Source organism: Shewanella marina JCM 15074 (genome assembly GCF_000614975.1).
In the GTDB taxonomy this organism is placed as follows: domain Bacteria; phylum Pseudomonadota; class Gammaproteobacteria; order Enterobacterales; family Shewanellaceae; genus Shewanella; species Shewanella marina.
This window is the reverse complement of sequence record NZ_BALM01000005.1, coordinates 23,058-44,079: the sequence shown is the minus strand read 5'-3', so window position 1 is coordinate 44,079 and position 21,022 is coordinate 23,058. Positions and strand designations below refer to the sequence as shown.

The following is a 21,022-nucleotide window of genomic DNA, read 5'->3' as shown; positions in this document are numbered from 1 at the left end:
AAAGTAGAGCAATCCACAGCTATTCAAAGCCGACTGTTGTTAGACGTCATCATCCTTAGAGATAGTTAAAAGCTAGTCAGAAAGGCAGTTAAAGGAGGAACATCATCTCCTGCTAGTTATAGAGTTATATCCATCGCTAACGTATTTACACTATACCCATTTTTTACCCGTTGCTTGATTAATTTTTTGTAATGTATGCAGTTCACAAAATAATTTAAACACATCACTTTACCCATAACAAATATCCAACTTGTAAAATTAAATATTTAAAATATTAATTTTGTAAAAATAACAAATGAAAATCTTAATTTTAAATAACTAGAACTTTGAACATTTCAAGGTCATTAAGCAATCAACTTATATTGTAAAATAATTATTTGCATATTAATTTAAATACACTTAAATACTTACTTCAAATTAAGGGTACAATTAATTAGAAGTAATAACCGTCAAAAACCATAATAATCAAATGCATCACAAGCAATTACAGCGTTAAACTTCATTATTTAGCGTGATTTATTTCATAATTAACAAAAACAGAATAATTAATGTTTCAACTAATTATTCAAGTCTATAAACAACCATTAAAACAAATTTTAACATAAGGCTTTACTTTAATACAACGCAACGCCCATAGACACGCTTTATCTTCAACGCTTAATTTACCACTTCTTAAATAACTATTTACCACTATGCATAAAAATTGAATGAAAAATGCATTTGTAATGAATCTCACGTCCTACTGCATATATTGTATTTATTATAAAAATTCAGTACCTTTCAAAAAACAAATTAATTGGTATTTTCTCAAAAATGAAAGTAATCATATTTCTTTCAATATTAATAACTACAACCGTATTTGCAGAGACCAAAGATAATTATATTTTTGTAACGGGTTATGGCGAAGAACAAAAAACAGCTGCTTTAGATGCCAAAAAGCAACTTGCGCTACAGTTGACGAGTAAAATTCAAGTAACAGAGAAAAATATCCAAACTAAGAGTAATAGTATTAGTTTATCAGATTATTCATCTGATTCTAAAGTAACGACTTTACCTATTGAAGTAATTGGTATGATGGTTGATAGCTACAGCTGCAAAGATCATATTTGTAAATATATATTTAAGATTGATAGTCACCAGTGGGCTAAATTACTAATAAAGAATATTAACCATAATCATATTTTGACTCATGATGAACTCAATACTAAAACGTATGGTTGGCAATCAATTAAGCGCCTGTCTAAGATTGGTGAGCAGTTAGTAACAACTAAAAATTATATCATGACCTTGTCAGCCATAAAGGCAGGATATAACAATAAAATTGATATCGAACAATTACGTCTAGAACGCGAATTTAATTCACAAGAACAAGGTTTATCTATTTCAATAAAATCAGGACAAGACTCACTTTCGTCTCATCTCAGGTCTATTATTAGCAATAGATTAAGAATATCAGGTGACTCAGATTTATTGCTTTATATAAAACTCAGGTTAGGAATGGTAAGCAAAACAACCAATTTATTGCAGAACAAATATTATGGCTACAGTTTTTTGAAAAAAATAACCCAACAGTTATTGTCGAACAAAAAATATTTAAAGAAATTGGAACTTCACCAATCAGTATTGAACTAGCTACTGAACTAGCCAAGCAACAACTTATTACAAGTGTTAGTAATAAATCAATTCATATGTTATTAAATAAAGGAAAGTAACATGTTTAAAAAGTCTATTTTAGCAGGCCTAATCATTTCTGCCGTATCTGGTTGTTCTTCTATTTCAGGAGTGGAATCTTCTACAGTTGATCGCAAACAAATGCAAACAGAAATCGCACAAAAATGTATTGACCTTGGTGATAAGTACACACCTGTGGCATATGCCGTAGATAAAGTCTCTAAAATCATGGTGGAAATCCAAGAGCGTCAATGTACGGTCGCTAATAACTATTCAACATTATCTGCGAAACACGCTGATGTTGCAGGTTTCTTAGCAATTAATGCGGATAAGTCTGATGAAGAACTCGTCAAGGCAATGAACGATTTTGATTCAAATAAGCCAGAAGATAAAAAGATCCGACCTCAAGTTGAAGCATTTCAAAAGGCATCTGACGAAATTTTTGAAGCTAACGTTGAATTAGCAAGTGATTTAGCACTTCAAGCAGCTGAAATTGCAATTGTTGCGGCCGATAATGCACAAGCTATTGCATATGATGCAGCAGGTGGTGCATTAAATAGTCTTTTCAAATCAGTATCTAACGAGTCAAAAGAAGAAACAGAAGACAAAGAAATAGTACCAATCGTAGAAGCATACAATGAGCTTAAAAATCGCTCAATGCTAGCTTTGGATGCAAACACAATGATTTCTCTGGATCAAGGTACGATTAAACAACTTAACGAATTAGATAAAATCGTTGCAGATAAAGTGAAGTCATAATGAAGCTATCTAAAATTGCTTGTTTGGTGACAATGAGCATTGTCTTAGCAGGCTGTCAAAGCACTCAAAGCTCACAAACTTATAGCGTTGAAAGTAATGCGGGGAATTCATCGCTAATCATCGGCAAATCTGCTCATGATTTTGAGAATAGTGATATTGAAGTTCCTGCATATTTTAACACCCAAGGCCTGCAATTTTGCACTTATGAAGCAAAAGAAAAAGATACTCGTTGTCCGCTAGCAAAAAAAACTATTCGTCTCTATTTTGGCGATGTGCAAACAAATGTTAGTGAAAATTTGCAAGGACGCTCTGCCGATGTCTTTAATGCGATGCATTCAAGCATTGGCAAGTTTCAGACTAAATCCCTAGAGAATACTTTAGAAAACCAATTTGCAGGGATTAATCGTTTCCGAATTTTGACGCGTGATACCCAGGCCGTCAATTCAGCAATGGAAGAAATCCTTGCTGATGAAGGTGCTGTAAGCGTAGCAAATAAGGCGACAAGTAAAAGTAAGCTAGCAACAGATTACATCATTAAAGTCGACGTATTAAAAACAGGAGATATGTTATTTGGTTCAACTCAATCACTATTCCAAACATCAATGGAAGTCTCAACAGGTGTTATAGATCCTTATACACGTGAAAAATTGAGTTATCCAAATATCGGCAAAATCCGTGTATCTAACTTTGATGTTAGAGAAAAGAACAGTTATACAACTGTGATAGCTAATGGTGATTACTACCGCGGTTTTAACTATACCAGTGGTAAAGATGTTGAGTCGGTTCTTAATGAGATGTCTTCCCGTAGTTTCGACATTATGTTGACTCGCCTGCTAAAAGAAATGCCGGCCACAGCACAAGTAATGGGAATAAAAGGTGACCGTATTTCATTAGATCGTGGTCAAAATGCAGGTGTACTACCTAATGAAACCATGGTTATTTTTGAATATAGCGCCGGTTTTGTTGAACCTATTGGTGTTGCAACAGTGAATCCCAGTATGCAGAGTGCTCAAGGAAAATTAGTACGTTGGAAAAACAGCGAATTAGCCGAACAAGTACGTGATATAGCAGGTAAAGGGATTTATCGACCAGATCAACAACGTCGCATATTTGCCGTAAGTGTCGGAGTACCAATGGAGTTTATGAAGGAGCGAAGCACATGGGTGCAAAAAGGTTAACTCTTGGATTTACCCTTAGTACCTTATTTGTATGCCTTTCTGTTCCTGCATTGGAACTAGACAAGAGCCAACCTGAGTTGGCTCTTGTTGAACAAGGTTGCGCATATGGTCGCGGTGCTTTAGCAGTGGCAACAGCTAAAGCGGATGGCTTAAATAAACTCCGCTTATTTTTACAAGGTGAAACCTCATACTCACTTTCAACTAATGATACTGAATTATTTAATGAACAATTCAGCCAACAAACACGCGATTTATTAATATCGGGAATAGCGCAAGGACAAATCCATGCGCATTATGATCAAGTTGAAATCTTTGGTGATGATACCTGTATAACAGTGCGAATTGCATCACCAAAAGCAGAAACATCACTAAATAATAATGGTGTAACTTGGAACTCTGAGCCAACAGTATCTGTCGTCGTGGTAGGTGAAGGCAAAAGTCGTTCTGGTTTAAGTGCAAGACAAGTTGCTGAACAAGATGCTTTTCAACGAGCAGTAAGCCAAGTTCTTGGCGTAATGGTTAAATCAGGCTTTATGCAACAGACAAACTCTGTCATGTCAGCGTCTGCAGATAGTGATGAATTTAATCTTCAAGAAGTTGCCAAACAATCTCTATCACTTCAATCACAAGGTGTTGTCAGTAGCTGGAATGAAATTGCTACACAGGAGTTAGAGGACGGCACTTTAAAATTAACACTTGATATTACCGTAGAGAAAAAACTCATTGCAGATAAAGTTGAGCACTTAATTCAAAGTTTAGGACAACCATCAGTATTTGTTGATGCACAGCTTCCAGTGGTACAAGCAAACTTTAAAGATACGTTAGCATCAATGGGATTTGGTTTATCTCCATCAAGTGCTCAAGCTAGCATTATTCTCAAGATCACAGAGCAAGAAAAGCTCACACCGTCTGGACTGCAACTGGAGTTGAGTGCTCGGGTACTTGATCGTGCTGGTAACCAGTATGGTGTTTGGCAAAACGATCCCAGACTAATTACTCTTCCTAATAAAAAAGGCATGTTGACAGAGTTAGCAACTGTGCACTTAGCCGTTGATCAAAATAGACAAAACCTAAAAGAGCAATTGCATGATTCTATGCAAAAGATGGCTATGCGTGGTGGGCCTATTCGTGAGTTGATTTTATCTGAACACGTCGCAGGCAAACAGGGGCAATTATACTCGTTGTTAAGTGCAATAACGGGGGTCTCTGATGTAAAAATTAGCAGTAAATCAGGAAAGGTGTTTGTTCAGCTTCGTTCGCTCAATAACGCTAACGATCTTGCCCAGTACATAGAGCCAACGTTAAAAATGCATCAACCACAATATAAATCAAAACTAATTGTACTTAACGAGTACCAAATTCAGGCTCTTTAAGAATATAAGGATATTATTTAACATGTTTAAACAAACACTTATCGCTATAGCATTAGCAAGTAGTTTAAGTACAGCATATGCAAATGTAGATTTTGATTTAAATGACCTTGTTCCTGCTACTAATGTAGATCAAGCTCAATCAATCAACACTGACAACGTTAAAGAGGTCGATGACCTAATTATTTCCGCTGATCCCAAAGCCGCAGTGTTAGTCGCACATCAAAGTCTGATAGAAGATGATGGTGATGGCGTTAAAATGATCGCAGTAAGTTCAGGAGTCGGTATTTTATCCAGTGGCTCTGCGAGCTACGAAACTTATGAGAATCGAAATGCTACGCTCTTATCAAAACGTGGCGCTTATTTAAAAGCATTCCAAATTGCTAAAAAACAATTAGTAGAAAATATGGAAGGCATGAGTAACATGTGCGGTACTGCCATCAATGAAACCATGGATATCATTGACACCGGAACAGATAGTGTCGCTAACACGGTTAGTTTAACGAGTGATAACTGCGCAGAGTCAGTAAAAGGGGCTTTGGTCGGCTATGTAACATTTGATGTTTTTGATGATCCCAGTGAAAATTTAGTACGTGTTACTTTAATTTCAACGCCTAAAACTAGAGAGCAAACAAAGCGCAGTGTTGGTGCATTAACTCAAACAACAGAGCCTAATGTTATTTTTAAGCAAATAGTATCTGATCTACAAGCTGGAGTTTTACCACCAGTTGGTGCAAAAGTAATTACTAATGCAGAAACTGGTGAGTCTTATGTTTTAGGATTCGGCTCATCAATTATTCGTGATAATAAAAATAAAAGTGTCGCACGCAAATTATTGAGTACAGCTAAGTCTCAAGCACAAGCAAAAGCACGTAATAGTTTAATCTCAGTGATGCAGGGGGAACAGGTTTATTGGGAAGGTGGCTTTACTGAAAATCAATTAGAGAAAAATGAACAATTTGAGTATGAGCCAGAAAGCATTAACCCTGCTGAAACAAAAGCATTAGGTGAAGATAAACACACCTTCTTAAACAATATGAAAACAGCGGATTCATATAAATCGTTTGCTGCGGGTAAAGTTCCCCCTGGTGTTTCAGTTAAAACATTTACCAGTACTGATGGAGCTTGGTCATTAGCAGTTGCAGTTTATGCTCCATCATTAGAAGCAGCAGCGCAAAAGGCTTCGTCAGAAAATAAGCAACGTATCAAAGAAGGTCAAGCAGACCGTAATCGAAAACTAAACTCTACAGGTGGACTGACTGAAACAGATAGTTCACAAGGACCATCAGGCAAGGTTAGTAACATTAATGAGTTATAAGATTCATTTTTTCATGCTGGTGAGCTTTTTAAGCTTACCAGCAATGGCTAATTCACAGGTTTCTTGGACATTTGCAGGGAACCATTATCAAGTCAATGGCACGGCACCAGGTTACTCAGCTACTGTAACAAGAGAAAAGCCATTAACTCACAATCAAATGAAAAGTCTGTGTCGTAAAGGACTTGGACTGCCATTGAGAAATAAATATGAATTAATCCTAATTGACCAGCAACTTATTAATGAGCCATTTTCAGATTGGCCAATGACAGATCTTAAATATGATCTTAATAAAATTAAATATGATGATGTTACTAAGCTTACCGCATCATGTTCTGCCATCGTGATCGATAGTGGTAAAGCAACGAACCTTGCAACAACGGGGTTAAGCTATGCCGTTGCTTATTATACAACTAAGCAATATGCCAAAATTAAGCAATTACTGCCTTTTTTAATAAAAGAACCTATCGTTTCAATTGATGCTGCCGCACTTATTACATTACTACTCCAATCTCAAGATAGTCAAAAGGCAGAAGCCTATTTTGATAAATATGTAGAAATAGAAAATATTAGAACTGACAATATTAAATTTTGGTTAGCACAGTGGAAAATGCAACTTGGAAAATTAGAAGTAAGTAAAACTATTGTACAGCAATGTAATACCTCAAATTGCCAACAATTATTGTTTGAGATAGATAGTGCTATCGATGCAAATGCTCAAAAAACCGCTGGCGATCTATCTTCATATTTTTAAATGATAATGGAATTATACTCTTGAATAAATTTAGAAAAAGCATCGTTTTTTTAGCTATAAATTTGCTACTCGTTGCGAATGTATCTGCCAATGATCCATTTACTAATCTTGATAATGAGGTTGCTAAACTTTCGATTGATGATTCTATCGAGTTTGATCAATGGTACGCAAACCATATAAATGAATTCGCACAATGGCAAAAAATCCATTTAAATCAATGGGATAAAGAACAGCAAAGCTCTATTGTAAAATGGGGCGACTCAAAAACCTCATCTCAAGATATGCATGTTATCAATAATAAAAACAATACTAGTCGTACTGTCATAGACTTCAAAAATAACGAAATAATCATCAATGTAAAAATTAATGAAGCTGACGAAACCAACATTCAACAAAAACAAATTGCAGTTCAAAATGTTATTTCTTCAAATAAGAAATTATGGAGTGAGGTAGGCTTAGCTGAATCTGTTTTTTCAAAAATGGATTCCGTCGCAGTTGTAGATGTATTACCAGAAAATTCAGTTTTAGAAGATATAAAAAATAAAATACAAAGACAAACAGAACAACAAATGAGTCAGCTCGACATATTTATGGAGCAGGAAAATATTTCTATTGATGAGTCAAGCAAACAGAAAGTGCTCTCTCAACAGAAGCAAATTATGTCAAAAGAGCAGGGGAATAGAATCAAAAAGCATACAAAGAACTTTGAGCAGGCCAAAAATCATCAAATAAAAAAACCAATAAAACTTGTACAGTACAAAGTCTCGATCCCCAAAACAGCCATTTCAGAACGTGCAAAAAATTATATTCCACATATTGATACTGAAAGTATTAAACAAAACCTACCTTCATCCTTAATTTTGGCGATTATGCATACTGAATCACATTTTAATCCAAACGCAAAATCCCATGTACCAGCTTATGGCCTTATGCAAATAGTACCAAATACTGCAGGACATGATGTAAATAAATTATATCGTGGAAAAGATTCTCCAATGACTGCAACAGAGTTATACGACCCAAAAGTAAATATAGAAACAGGTACAGCTTATTTGAAAATATTACAGAGTCGATACTTAAAAGGAATTAATGATCCACAAAGTGCAATGTATAGCATTATTTCTGCTTATAATACTGGCTCTGGCAATGTCGCTAAAGCCTTTGGAAGTAAATCAGTCAATGCCGCAATTAATAAAATAAATAAAATGAATTCAGATCAAGTTTACCAACAACTAATAACTAATTTACCTTATGAAGAAACACGTAATTATCTTCAAAAGGTGAATAAAAGACTACAGCAATACAATAAATCTTATCAACAATCAGCACTATAAAAAATAAAGGTTATGACATGAATAATAAAATACTATCTGTAGCTCTAACAGTTTTATTTGTTGGTGGCTGTGCGAATACGGAAGTCACTAATATAGAAACATCGAGTAATATTCCTGTTTGGGTAATGAATCCATCATCTGCAAATGGTTATTCAGCATCTAATTGTGTCTCAAGTTCTGGCAATTTTTCCATTGACCGTAATCATGCGATTTCGTTAACTCGAATTACATTAGCGCAAAACATGCAATTAAAGGCCAGTATTTTAGAGAAAAGCTATCAAAAACTAAACCAATCAACAGGACTATCAACTACCGGCTCATCTTTTGAGCAAATAGCAAAGCAAGTCACAAGTATCTCTATACAAAATAGCCAAGTTGAACAAATCGCACTCATAGAAATTAATGATGTAGAACAAGTATGTGCATTAGTCACGATCCCGAAAACACTAACTCATGTGTTATTTGAAGAAACAATAGGACAAGATAAAACGGTAGACCCAACAAATAAGACCGCTTTATATAATGAGTTTATCAGTCAAAAAACAGCAAAAGAGCTAGAGCAGCAAGTGATTGCATTATAAATACTGATTTAGATTTTTCATTATTGAGTAATGCTTTAATTATACTTAACCAAGCATTACTCAATTCGCAGCCATATTAGAAATCTCAACTCATAGAACAATATGGGATCAAAAATAGGGATGGCACTATTTAATAATCAACCACTTAAACGTCTGACATTTTTTTACTTTGTCACACAAGTTGAGATTTTTGTGAATCCGTGCAAAATAAAATTAGATTTATATTCAATGGAAATTAAAGCATTTATAAACAATGACTTAACTGGAGTTATTCTAGATGTTTAAAAATACGAAGTTATAGAGGATTAAATATGATGTCAATCAGTACAATTACCGAATTCAATTTAAATACATTTAAAACACACCATATAAACGAAATGAAATGTGAGAAAAATATTACATAACAAATCACTTATTAAGCCTTAAAAATATATGACTAGAATGATATCTTGAAGTATGAACTTCAAATATCTTATAAAACGAAAACAATAACATAACGGGTAACAAGTTGATTGTGTTGTTCAATGCCCATACCTAGCATGGATGAATATATGAACAGCGATCATCAATCTAATCATTTTTATTTATATACTTGCACGCTTCTTCTATGTATTTTCAGTAGCCTTACATTTATGATGCTCAAACAAAAAATACGAAAGTCTCTATCGGCGCTGTTTGGCGCCTTGTGGTTATTTAGCCTGCCAGCTACAGCTCTAACCGAGCAAGCAGTATCTCAGTGGCAAAGTGATATTGAGCATTATCGTCTAAACATAGTTAAGCGTCACATTAACCCGTTTACGCAAATAAATGAGCGACAATTCAATAAACAACTTGAACAGCTTAAAACTAATTTGGCCGATAAAACCCGTTACCAAGTGATTATTGAATTAATGAAAATACACCATAAAATAGGAGATGGTCACACCAGTATTCCATTATCGCAACAAGGGATAGAGATTTTTCCCATTGATTTATTGTTTTTTGACCGCAGCGTGCGGGTGGTTAAAACCAGTAAAGAGCACAAAGCATTGCTTGGCGCAGAGCTAGTAAAAATAGGTGGTCATCCCGTTGAAGAAGTGCGGGAAAAATTTCGTGCTATCGTCCCCTTTGTCGAGAATCGTTCATCACAATATGAGCGGGTATCTACTTACATGATGATGTCTGCGCTGTTAAAAGCATTTGGCATAATCAACGACAGCGAAGTCGCCCAGTTCACTTTTAAGGCCAACGGCAAACAATTTACCCTACCGTTACAGCCGTTTTCTCGTTCGAAACGAGATAAAGTGATGAGTGAAAGCGTCTTCCCACGTGATCAATATTCTGCCACGCAAACCGGATTATTCAGTAACAATAGTCAATATTTGTGGCATCAAACCCTCAAAAACCAAACCTTGTATATTCGTTTTGAGCGTTATCCGTACATGAAGACCATGAATCGGTTTGGTGAAGAGGCATTAGAGGTAATCAATAAAGAGCGTTTACGCCATATCATTATTGATTTAAGAGATAACTATGGCGGCGATCTATATGTTGGCGTTATGCTGGCAAGATGGTTAAACCTTGCCGATTCAATTGATTGGCAGCAAGGGGTTTATGTCTTGGTAGGCAGAAAAACCTATTCGGCCGCCATGGTCAATGCGATTAATTTTCGACAACTATTGAATGCGAAAATCGTTGGCGAACTACCGGGAGCTATCCCAACTGGGTTTCAAGATATGGATTCATTCTCCTTACCTCACTCAAACTTACAGATCACCTATTCAAAACGTCGTTTCAATTTAGCTATTACTGAACAAAACCAAGTACCACTAGATACTAAAATTGAGCTTAACTGGCAATCATTCCAACAAGGTAACGATCAAGAATTACAATGGGTACTTAAAGATATTGCCAGGCGATAAACGGTGCTGTAACAGGTAATCTGGTCAATAGTGGGCATTTGCGAATATTAGGAAATTGATAGCTATGAATAAAGTTGAATTACAAGAAAGGTTAAAATCAGAAAACTATAACACTGAAAGCTATTGTTTAAATGGCAACACACTAATGGAAGGGCATTGCCTTGATGACCGTGGTGAAGTTTGGTGTACCTACTACTTTGAGCGTGGCGTTGAATTCGAATTTGAAACATTTGACTCTGAAGCTGATGCTTGCAACAGGTTGTATGAAAAAATTATAAATGACCCGTTCATGAAAAGGCGAAGGTAGGGTACTTGGTTCTCTAAATAATTATATTGTCACCGAATTAGAAGATTGATAATTTATATTGCCACCCATAATAGTGGCTTTTTGTTAAAAACAATTGTCCTATAAACATGAGATTTCTGTGATAATTCAAATTTTAGGTAGTGAAGGTGAGATTAGGAAGTGTGTATCGGAATTTTCTAATCTTCCTAGTGAGTTTATTCCAAAGTATTTTAGTGAAAATGAAACAGGAATAGATAAAAAGAATAATATATTTGAATATACAGATAAATTTTGTGATTTTATTGAAGAAAATCCGTTAGGGTATTTTTTACATGCAAAATCAAGTACCGTTGACGTAAGCTTATCTGGAGATAAATCTTCATTATTTTTTGATGTGAAGATGAAAATACCACTGAGAAATGTTGATGAGTTATTGTGTTTCTTTGCAAAAAGAAATGTAACATATGGATATGCTTGTGATTGGGATGAAAGAAAGTATCGAAATTTGATTGTAAAACAGATAGGTAACTCTAAAATTCATCAATGGGTTGGGAGGTCTGTTAACCATCATTTACCTGGTTTATATTGGTGTAATTTAATTTCTAAAAATTTAATAGAAAACTTTATTGTAGATAAAGATAATATTATTAATAATTCTTTAGATGTTAAGTATTTTGATACAGGAACGGTTGTCATTAAGATGTTTGATGAACCACTGGATTGGGAGAGCTATGCTCCTATTCTTGACTCTATTTGTGAAGTTGATGCTGGGATATTCTCAAAGTGGGAGGTTTTTGATGAAATTGACAGTACTGATAATCAAAATGATTTTTTCAAGAAGTGTTTAAAATACCCATAGTATAGGGATGTATATTATCGAATGTAAAAGTGAGCAGACTTGTGAATAATATTCATTAAACTGCAGTTACGCAGAATCCAAAATTTATTATGACACCCATAATAGTGGCGGTTTATGCAGGTTGAACTAAAATATTCAGGATTGGGAGGCGATAATATCACCTCTAACTAGGTGGCCAAATTTAATGTACCACTACAACCATTACCGCATTCAGTTTGTACTAATTTGAAATACAATTAGGTATTAAGTAATAATAAGAGAAAAAAGCCACAGATTGTGTAAGCATTAATTCTCTCTTTTCATATAAATAGTTAAGAAAAATAATAAATTACAATAGTTTGTAAAATATAATTCGGATTTATTAACTTTTAGATGATGACCCCGTTTATTCATTTCAAATTATCAGTAGCATAAAATCATAAAAACAAATGGGTTAATGCTTTGATTTGCAGTTCAGCTACATCCCTAAATTGAGAAGGGCTGGACAATGGCTATAAATGGATTTAACCGTTTTACGACTAAAGCGTTCCTATTTTTTATTGGGTTATTAATAAGTGTAAATACAGTAATAGCAAAAGGCGGCCAATGGGTACCGCCGATACCATCTATCGACCCCATTATTAAGCATGTTAATCTTGCTGCAGTTGAGGATACTCAGTTAGACTTCACTTACATCCAGCTTGGTATTTCACCTTCTGAGTACGGTATCAGTATTCAGTCATCTCCAATTCATGGAAGCTTAAGCACTTCATCTACAATGCACGGTTTGGCTTACAAAGCTTATCAGAATTATTGTGGTGGTGACACTTTCATCATTAAAACTAAACAAGATGGCTATGGCGATAACATTACCCCAATTAAACCACCTATTGCAGGTTTGAATGCTGCGCCAACACCCGCCTTTCTTAAACAAGTCATTTATTTTGAGTATCGTGTTTCAGTCAATGTTTCTTGCCGAAATGATAGACCTACTGTTGGCTCGATTGGCAACAAAGTTATTAATGAAGACAGTAATACTGGCAATATCTATTTTAGTGTTAATGATATAGAAACACCTGCGGGCAATTTATCTCTTAGCCGTAGCACCAATAACGCTAACTTAGTTCCATATTCAAACATTGTCTTGGGAGGCAGCGGTGCAAGCCGCTATGTCAAAGTGACGCCAGCACCAAACCAATATGGTAGTGCGTTGATAACAGTACACGTATCTGATGGACAGTTATCGAGCAGTCGCTCGTTTTGGGTAACCGTAAAAAATGTCAACGATAGACCAACAATCAGTAGCTTACCCCATAAAACGATTAATGAAGATAGCAATACGGGTAATATTATCTTCACCATCTCAGATATTGATACCCCCGTCAGCTCACTAATACTATCAAGAAGTTCCAGTAATCAAACGCTTGTTCCAACAGGAAATATCAGTTTAGGAGGCACGGGCCAATATCGCTATGTCAAAGTCACACCCGCACCTAATCAGTACGGTAATGCACTGATTACCGTCAATGTTTCTGATGGAGCATTATCCGCCAGTCGTCAGTTTTGGGTGACAGTCAACGCCATTAATGACCGACCAACCATCAGTGGCATTTCTAGCCGCACAATGAATGAAGACAGCAATACCGGCACTATAGGGTTTACGGTAGGCGATATTGATACTTCCGTTAATTCGCTGACCTTATCGCGTAGCTCAAATAATCAAAGCTTAGTACCTAACGGTAATATCAGCGTGTGGGGCACGGGTGCCAATCGTTACGTTAAAGTCACCCCAAAAGCTAATCAATCGGGAAGCGCACTTATTACGGTTAATGTCTCAGATGGCGCATTATTGGCCAGTCGTCAGTTTTGGGTAACCGTTAAGCCCATCAATGACCGACCAACAATTGGCGGCATTTCAAATCGAACAATTAATGAAGATAGCAATACTGGGACCATTGGATTTACGGTAGGTGATATTGATACCTCAGTAAATTCATTAACGTTATCGCGCACCTCCAGCAACCAGTCTCTTGTGCCGAATGGTAATATTAGTGTGTGGGGAGCAGGAGCAAACCGTTATATTAAAGTCACCCCAAAAGCGAACCAATCTGGTGTTGCAGACATTACAGTCACGGTCTCTGATGGGAGCTTAACGGCTTCTCGACAATTTAGGTTAACGGTTAATGCCATTAATGATAGACCTACTATTGGCGCTATTGGTAATCAGAGCATTAATGAAGACAGCAGTACGGGGAACATCAGTTTCAACGTTGCTGATATTGATACATCTGTCAATTCACTGACCTTGTCACGCACTTCAAGCAATCAATCTCTTGTACCGACAGGCAACATTAGCGTATGGGGAACTGGCGCCAATCGTTATGTCAAGGTCACCCCTAAAGCGAATCAATCAGGCAGCACCAATGTGACTGTAACCGTCAGTGATGGACAGTTAAGTGCTAGCCGTACTTTTGCCGTTAACGTTAATGCAGTCGATGACGCGCCAATCGTCAATTTGAGCGCCCCTAATTCAATTACGGATAGACAAAATCTCTCGGTGAGTGCCAATGCCAGCGATATCGACTCTAGTATCCAGCAAGTTGAATTTAAACTGAATAACTCATCATGCAAAGTGACACCACTGCGCCATATCAATACAGTTTCAGCAACCTAAGTGCGGGCCAGTATACTGTTTATGCTCGTGCAAAAAGTAATAACCGCTATTCAGATGTGCAAGCTCGCACCGTAACAGTGAGCCTAACGGCGCCCAACAAACCAACAGCAATCAATTTACCCAGTAGCGTCGCCGAGCCTGAGTTTGATATTAGTTGGAATCAAACAGCGAAGGCCACTCAGTATCAATTGCAAAGTGCACTGGATGGCGGCGCATGGCAAAGCGTCACCAGCACTTCGGCCACCTCATACCATGCCAGCATTTCCGATTTTGGCGAGTATCAATATCGTGTCCGCGCCTGTAACAGCACAGGCTGCAGTGATTGGACATTATCAAATAAACTTTACGTTAATTTCGATGATGGCATCAATATAACTGAAACCACGGTGCCAGATGCGCTAGGCAGCAATCAAGTACCAACACAAGCTGTCAATATCGACGCAGCTCAACTAAAAGGCAATGGCGGCGTCTCGGGTGGTCAAGCGAGCTACAATATTCCAATCCAACTCGCACCTGGGCGCGGAGGCATTCAGCCTAAAGTTTCACTCAGTTACAACTCGCAATCAGGTAATGGTATTGCAGGTATGGGCTGGTCACTCAATGCAGGCTCTAGTATAAGCCGCTGCAGCGCCAACTATGCTCAAGATGGCTTTACGCGTGCGGTAACCTTTAATGCAGAAACAGACCGGCTCTGTTTCAACGGTCAACGACTAATCGCAATTTCGGGCGCTTATGGACAATCAGGTACGGAATACCGCACTGAAATGGACAGCTTTGTTAAAGTTATTCAACAAGGAGAGATAAACAGTAACCAAAGTCACTTTACCGTTTATCGTGCAGATGGAAGTGAAGCCAGTTATGGCAGTGATACTCAAAGTCGTTTTGCACCATCTGGCTTAAGCACACCATTAAGCTGGAAAGTCACTCAAGAGCGATATAGTGGTGGGGCCAACACCATTAATTACCACTATGACACCAGTGTGGCAGGCGAACACCTGCTTAAAAACATTCACTATACCGGTAGCCAAACTGCAGAAGGTGACCGTAAAATTGAGTTGATTTACGAGGCGAGAGAAGATAAACGATCTGGTTATCTCGCAGGCGGTAAAACGGTCACAACGCGCCGTTTGTCTGAAATCAACACCTATCATTTAAGCAGCAAAGTACACAGTTATCAGCTCAGTTATGACTACAGCGGTGCAAGTCAGCGCAGTTTATTATCATCCGTCATTCAGTGTGGATATACAGACAGCGGCAGCCAGCAATGTTTACCTGCAACCGACTTTGATTGGCAGCAACAACTTTCGCACACGCTTGAGCCATTTAATTTTGGTGAAGGCATGGCTTACCCTGAGGCAAAAGAAATCCATCAAGTGATGCCTCGAGGTGATTCAAATGGCGATGGTGTGGCTGATTGGTTAGGGCAATATGTTAATGCGGAAGGGCAAAAAACAGGTGAAAATCCATTCCAATTGGATCCATGTTATCTAAACCGTTTGTCTTTAAAACCAATATGTGTCAATGGGGATATCAACCAAGATGGAAAAACCGATGATTGGCAAAATGTGAATAATCAACTCATTATTCAATATACGGATGGTGCACGGATAAATACAGGTATTATATTACAACCATCCAGTGTCACTGGCCTACAAGACAGTCACCCTGTGCATTTAGCTGATTATAATGGTGATGGTTGGGTCGATTTGATGCTGTATGACAATAACAGCCATAATCCACTATTGAAGCTATTCTTGCACACTAAACAAACTCATTCTCCTTATCAGCAAGGTCAGGTAGTTTTTCATTATCAACGAACCAGCGCTGCCAATAACACCGCGCATTTCTTAATTACTGATGTGCAATTTATGGGTGATATGACAGGTGATGGTTTACCTGATTTGATTATTAATGAAACAGGGGCAGATGTTAAAAATGGCTATCCTCAACCTAGACCTATAACATTACTAATTAACCAAATGACAACGGGATTGTGGAATAATTTTAGCCACCAGAGCCTAGATTTTATCGTAGCAGGAACAAGCAGTTATTTTAGTTATTTTATTGATGTTAACGCAGATGGATTACAAGATTGGATAGGTTGGAATGATGATAGGCAAGTCGATGATTCATTAATTCTTCGATTAAATAAAGGGTTAGGTAATTTTAGCCAATCATTACCAATCGATGGTGACACATTAGCCAGTCGTATTACCTATTATTATCACTCTGAACGTGAACCCGATATTAGACGTGTACCTAAGTATCACAATGCTTTCAAGGTTTACGATATTAACTTTGACGGTCAACCAGAGCTTTTGACGCCAGGCACACGTGTAATCGAAGGCTGCGCTTTAGTATCGACGGTCTATCCACGTTATAACCAATCAATGCGGTGTGGGGATGCATTATACGGTAACTATTATGCAACTAATGCTATAAGTAGCCGCACAAGTATTAATAGTGCAGAAGCTGACGATAGCATTTATCAATTTGATGTCATTCATTTTGATGAAAATGAGGATGGCAGCATTTCTTTAAGGCGGGAGCCAACGGATTATTATGGCCATGCCTACGAATCAAGAGTCGTCGATGCTTATGGAACTGGATTGCCTAGCTTACTCTTTGTGCATCGAAAAAGAGATTATACAGAGCACAATGGAGATGCTTCAGGTACACCATTTGCGGGATTTGGGCAGCAATATGGCGTTTATTATAATCGCAATTTCGGCGCGGGCTCAGGTCAAACGCCAAGCGATTATCAACCCGTCGATTATTTACAAGCAGTCACTGATGGTGCTGGTAATCAAAGCCGCTGGCACTATCGTCCATTATCAAGCGGTATAGCGAGCGCAGGGCAAGATAAGCTTTACCATACCGACCATGAATACGTTGGTGATGGTTACATACATTTTGGCTCCAGTATGTATGTGGTCAATGCGTTTGATTCTCCCAATGGACAAGGCGGACATAACCAAACCCAATATGCCTATAAAGGCGCCATGTATCACTTACAAGGACGTGGCTTTACGGGCTTTAGAGAGATAATTGAGCAAGAGCAGGGACGCAATAAAATTGTGTCGTCACGCTTTCACCAAAAATTCCCAGAAGTTGGCCTGATTGAGCAGCAACAAGTCCATGTAGGCAGTCAGTTAATCAGCCAAACCCAGTACACTTGGCAAGATAACCCTAATCATCAAGTCAGTGGAGTCAAACACAATGTGTTAACCCAGCAAGTGCAAACCCGCTGGGACCTTAATGGCAAAATGCTTTCCACGTCTACGCAAGCGGTGAACGCTAACGATGTCGATGAGTTTGGTAATATTAAGCGGAGTACCACCACGTTAGTGGATGAAGTGGAAGGTGGACAGCTTAGCTATCAGACTCAAGTTGACACCGCATTTGCACCGGATGAGAATAACTGGTGGCTGCGTCGATATGACCGCAAAACCAGCACTATCAGTCCTGTTGTGCGCAGTTGGGGAGGCAACTTAGCCGGTTTTGACCAATCCACCCAGCAAGTGCAAGTAGTTGATGAATGGGATGTAACTCACCACAAGCCTAAACAAGTAACCTCATTCGGGACTCACAATGGCATTAATAGTTGTCAACGAACTGAAATAAACCTTTATAACGACTATGGCTTGCCGTATCGCAGTACTGTAATGGGTGAAACGCCAACTAATGGCAGTTGCAGTACCATGAATAGTCGCGTCACCCAGATAACGTACACTCGTACGGGCGACAGCACACAAGCAGACGGTTATTTGCCTTTTACCGTCACCAATAGCCTCAATCATCAAGTAACCACTCATTATGATATGGGACTAGGGTTACCTATCAAAATCACTGATGCCAATCATCGTATCACTGAGACAGAATATGATGTACTAGGGCGCCCAGTGTTAGTTAAACAAACAGGTCAACCACATCAATATCTACGTTATTTAAAAGCCAGTCATAGCAACCACAACCCCGCCTATGGTCAATGGCTGACTCAAGTGAGCAGTGCGGGTATGCCGACCAGTCTTGCCTTTATCGACAGTCTTGGCAGACCAGTTCGTAGTGCCACTCAAGGCTTTGATGGTCGCTATCAATATCAAGATAAACACTATGATAGCTTAGGCCGTTTAATCAAAGACTCACAAGTGTATTACGCCGGCGATATCACACAATATACGGAATTTGGGGGTTTTGATGCATTAGACCGTCCCGCATGGCGCCGTTTACCCAACGGTTATAACGGCGGACTGCTTTCTCAGTATGAGTACGACGGTTTAACCACCCACATCAGTGTTGCAGGACTTGGCATGTCTCGCACTTATGGCTCACAAGGCTGGCTATATCAAACCACTGACGCCATGGGCGGTACTAATCGCTTTGGTTATGACGGTGCAGGTAGACCTTTAGTGATTGAAGATGCCAACGGTAATCAGATTAAAGCGCAATATAATGGCCTAGGGCATAAAACCAAGGTTATTGACCCTAACCAAGGCAGCACAGAGTTTACTTATAACAGTTTAGGCGAACTGACTTATCAAAAAGATGCTAATGGCGTCAGTCAAGCCTTGACGTTAGATACCCTTGGGCGCATCACGCGCAAAACGATTACAGGCGGGCATGATGCAGGCGTTTCAGTATATCGCTGGGACACGGACAAAAAAGGCCTATTATCCCAAGAAGAAGGCAACGGTATTCGCCGCAGTTATCAATATAACGCGGCCTTGCAAGTCACTCAATCTAGTGTGCAAGTCAGCAATGCCGTTGGCGGCGATAACCAAACTCGCACCGTAAAACATCAGTACGACAGTTTTTATGGTCGCCCGAAAGGTTTGGTATACCCTAATGGTCTCACATTAGCCTATCAATACAATGAGACTGGCTATATGACTCATACTCGTAATGCCGCATCGGGTTATACCTACCAACGCATCACCGCCATGGATGCACAAGGCATATTACTGGGGCTGGGCTCGCCAACAGCCGTATGCAGCAAGTCAACGGTTATCATGACGCAGGCATGATGGCTTCCACTAAAACGACTGCGCAAACCGGCACGCTGCACCACCATGCTTATGAGCAATACGATGCCTTTATGAACCTCACGCAGGAGATTAATTACCAAACGGGACTGGAAAAAAGCTATGGCTATGATGACTTACACCGCCTCACGGATTATGACTTTGCCAGTCAGGCTTTCTTAGGTAGAGCAGGATTTAATGGCAGTGTTGATTATGCGTATGATGCCGTGGGTAATCTGCTGAAAAAGAGCGATTACAGTCAAAACCATCAAAACGCTTATCGATATGGCAACCAGTGCAATAGTAGTAAACCTAATGCTGTGTGCCAAATTGATAAACTCAATGGTGCAACTGTCAGCTTTGGTTATGACCAGCGAGGTAACTTAACCTCTGGTGATGGCCTCACCATGACCTATAGCACGTTAGATAAACCATTAAGCGTCATCGGTCGCGGCGCAAGCTCGCACTTTGTTTACGGCAGTGACAATATGCGTGCACTGCAAACTCGCACTGTTTCCAATAAAACCGTTAACACTCATTATGTCGATAAGTTTTATGAAGCCGACAACGATGGCAGTTGGCGTGCCTTTATTGGCGACATCGCGGTACTTAGCTATACGCCAGAGCGTAAGCATCAATTACTCTATACTTTACGCGACAGACTTGGCAGTGCCACTACCTTGGTCAATCAACATGCGCAAATCGTCAGTCGACGCTACTTTGACCCCTTTGGCCGCACCACAAATGTCGGCGCAGACCACCATATCGACATGCTCAATGGCAATGTGGCGCTATCCAAGTTAATCGATTTATCAGACACCAATCAGTATCGCCGCGGCTTTACTGACCATGAGCATCTTAATGAGCAGCAACTCATTCATATGAACGGCCGAGTATATGACTATAACCTTGGCAGGTTTATGTCAGTTGACCCACTTATTCAGAGCCCCACATCGACTCAATCAGTCAACCCCTATTCATACATCATGAATAATCCGCTGGCAGGGACTGATCCGACAGGGTATTGCTCTACAGGAACTAGAATTAAAGGTCGGTCAGCAGCTGATTGTAGACTTGCTTATGACTCTGGAGACTTGCTTAAACAAGCAAAATCAAAAGGTGGTGATGTTTCTGTTAAAAGTAACGGCAACACTTCAGTCCAGCCATCAAAAAATGTAGACTTTGAGATTGATAAAATTGGTTCTACAGAGACTATCAGCCAGGATGATGGTACTAGGCTTGGTGGTGAGGGGGGGGGCAATAATAATCAAGCACGAACATCTCATAAAGAAAAAGGCTTCTATGGCGAGCTTTAACCCGAATACCTTCCACCCTGCATG

The 21,022-nt window shown here is 38.7% G+C and carries 14 protein-coding genes and 1 riboswitch; all 14 genes read left to right on the top strand.

Going from position 1 to position 21,022, the window contains the following annotated elements:
• Positions 1-33: 33 nt before the first annotated feature.
• A riboswitch (Fluoride riboswitch) is annotated at positions 34-119 on the bottom strand.
• A gap of 694 nt (positions 120-813) precedes the next feature.
• The 14 genes from JCM15074_RS05655 (at position 814) to JCM15074_RS23450 (ending at position 20,998) form a co-directional block, all read left to right on the top strand.
• On the top strand, positions 814-1,632 hold the full coding sequence (locus tag JCM15074_RS05655; RefSeq protein ID WP_025820344.1) for a hypothetical protein: 819 nt from the start codon (positions 814-816) through the stop codon (positions 1,630-1,632).
• An 81-nt stretch (positions 1,633-1,713) separates the two neighbouring features.
• Positions 1,714-2,430: a hypothetical protein gene (locus tag JCM15074_RS05650; protein ID WP_025820343.1), complete on the top strand. Its 717-nt coding sequence runs from the start codon at positions 1,714-1,716 to the stop codon at positions 2,428-2,430.
• Entirely contained in the window at positions 2,430-3,608 is a 1,179-nt protein-coding gene (locus JCM15074_RS05645) for a hypothetical protein (protein WP_025820342.1), read from the top strand. The genes JCM15074_RS05650 and JCM15074_RS05645 overlap by 1 nt, the downstream gene beginning before the upstream one ends.
• A complete protein-coding gene (locus JCM15074_RS05640; RefSeq protein WP_025820341.1) occupies positions 3,590-4,981 on the top strand; it encodes a hypothetical protein in 1,392 nt (463 codons plus the stop codon). The genes JCM15074_RS05645 and JCM15074_RS05640 overlap by 19 nt, the downstream gene beginning before the upstream one ends.
• Before the next feature lie 22 nt (positions 4,982-5,003).
• Entirely contained in the window at positions 5,004-6,296 is a 1,293-nt protein-coding gene (locus JCM15074_RS05635) for a hypothetical protein (RefSeq protein ID WP_025820340.1), read from the top strand.
• Entirely contained in the window at positions 6,286-7,047 is a 762-nt protein-coding gene (locus JCM15074_RS05630; protein WP_025820339.1) for a hypothetical protein, read from the top strand. The genes JCM15074_RS05635 and JCM15074_RS05630 overlap by 11 nt, the downstream gene beginning before the upstream one ends.
• A gap of 20 nt (positions 7,048-7,067) precedes the next feature.
• Positions 7,068-8,381, top strand: coding sequence for a transglycosylase SLT domain-containing protein (locus JCM15074_RS05625; RefSeq protein ID WP_025820338.1), 1,314 nt, complete (start codon positions 7,068-7,070; stop codon positions 8,379-8,381).
• A 17-nt stretch (positions 8,382-8,398) separates the two neighbouring features.
• Entirely contained in the window at positions 8,399-8,962 is a 564-nt protein-coding gene (locus JCM15074_RS05620) for a hypothetical protein (protein ID WP_025820337.1), read from the top strand.
• Positions 8,963-9,594: 632 nt separating this feature from the next.
• The gene (locus JCM15074_RS05610) at positions 9,595-10,863 is read left to right on the top strand and encodes a S41 family peptidase (protein ID WP_051536835.1); all 1,269 of its coding nucleotides are present in this window, start codon (positions 9,595-9,597) and stop codon (positions 10,861-10,863) included.
• A gap of 64 nt (positions 10,864-10,927) precedes the next feature.
• Positions 10,928-11,170, top strand: coding sequence for a hypothetical protein (locus JCM15074_RS05605; RefSeq protein WP_025820334.1), 243 nt, complete (start codon positions 10,928-10,930; stop codon positions 11,168-11,170).
• Between the two features lie 118 nt (positions 11,171-11,288).
• Positions 11,289-12,008 (top strand): hypothetical protein, encoded by a 720-nt coding sequence (locus tag JCM15074_RS05600; RefSeq protein ID WP_025820333.1) that lies wholly within the window; start codon positions 11,289-11,291, stop codon positions 12,006-12,008.
• 487 nt (positions 12,009-12,495) lie between these two features.
• Positions 12,496-14,661: a tandem-95 repeat protein gene (locus tag JCM15074_RS05595; protein WP_025820332.1), complete on the top strand. Its 2,166-nt coding sequence runs from the start codon at positions 12,496-12,498 to the stop codon at positions 14,659-14,661.
• The gene (locus tag JCM15074_RS21115; RefSeq protein WP_051536834.1) at positions 14,613-19,685 is read left to right on the top strand and encodes a SpvB/TcaC N-terminal domain-containing protein; all 5,073 of its coding nucleotides are present in this window, start codon (positions 14,613-14,615) and stop codon (positions 19,683-19,685) included. Before JCM15074_RS05595 ends, JCM15074_RS21115 begins: the two co-directional genes overlap by 49 nt.
• A complete protein-coding gene (locus tag JCM15074_RS23450) occupies positions 19,649-20,998 on the top strand; it encodes an RHS repeat domain-containing protein (RefSeq protein WP_051536833.1) in 1,350 nt (449 codons plus the stop codon). The genes JCM15074_RS21115 and JCM15074_RS23450 overlap by 37 nt, the downstream gene beginning before the upstream one ends.
• Positions 20,999-21,022 lie beyond the last annotated feature (24 nt).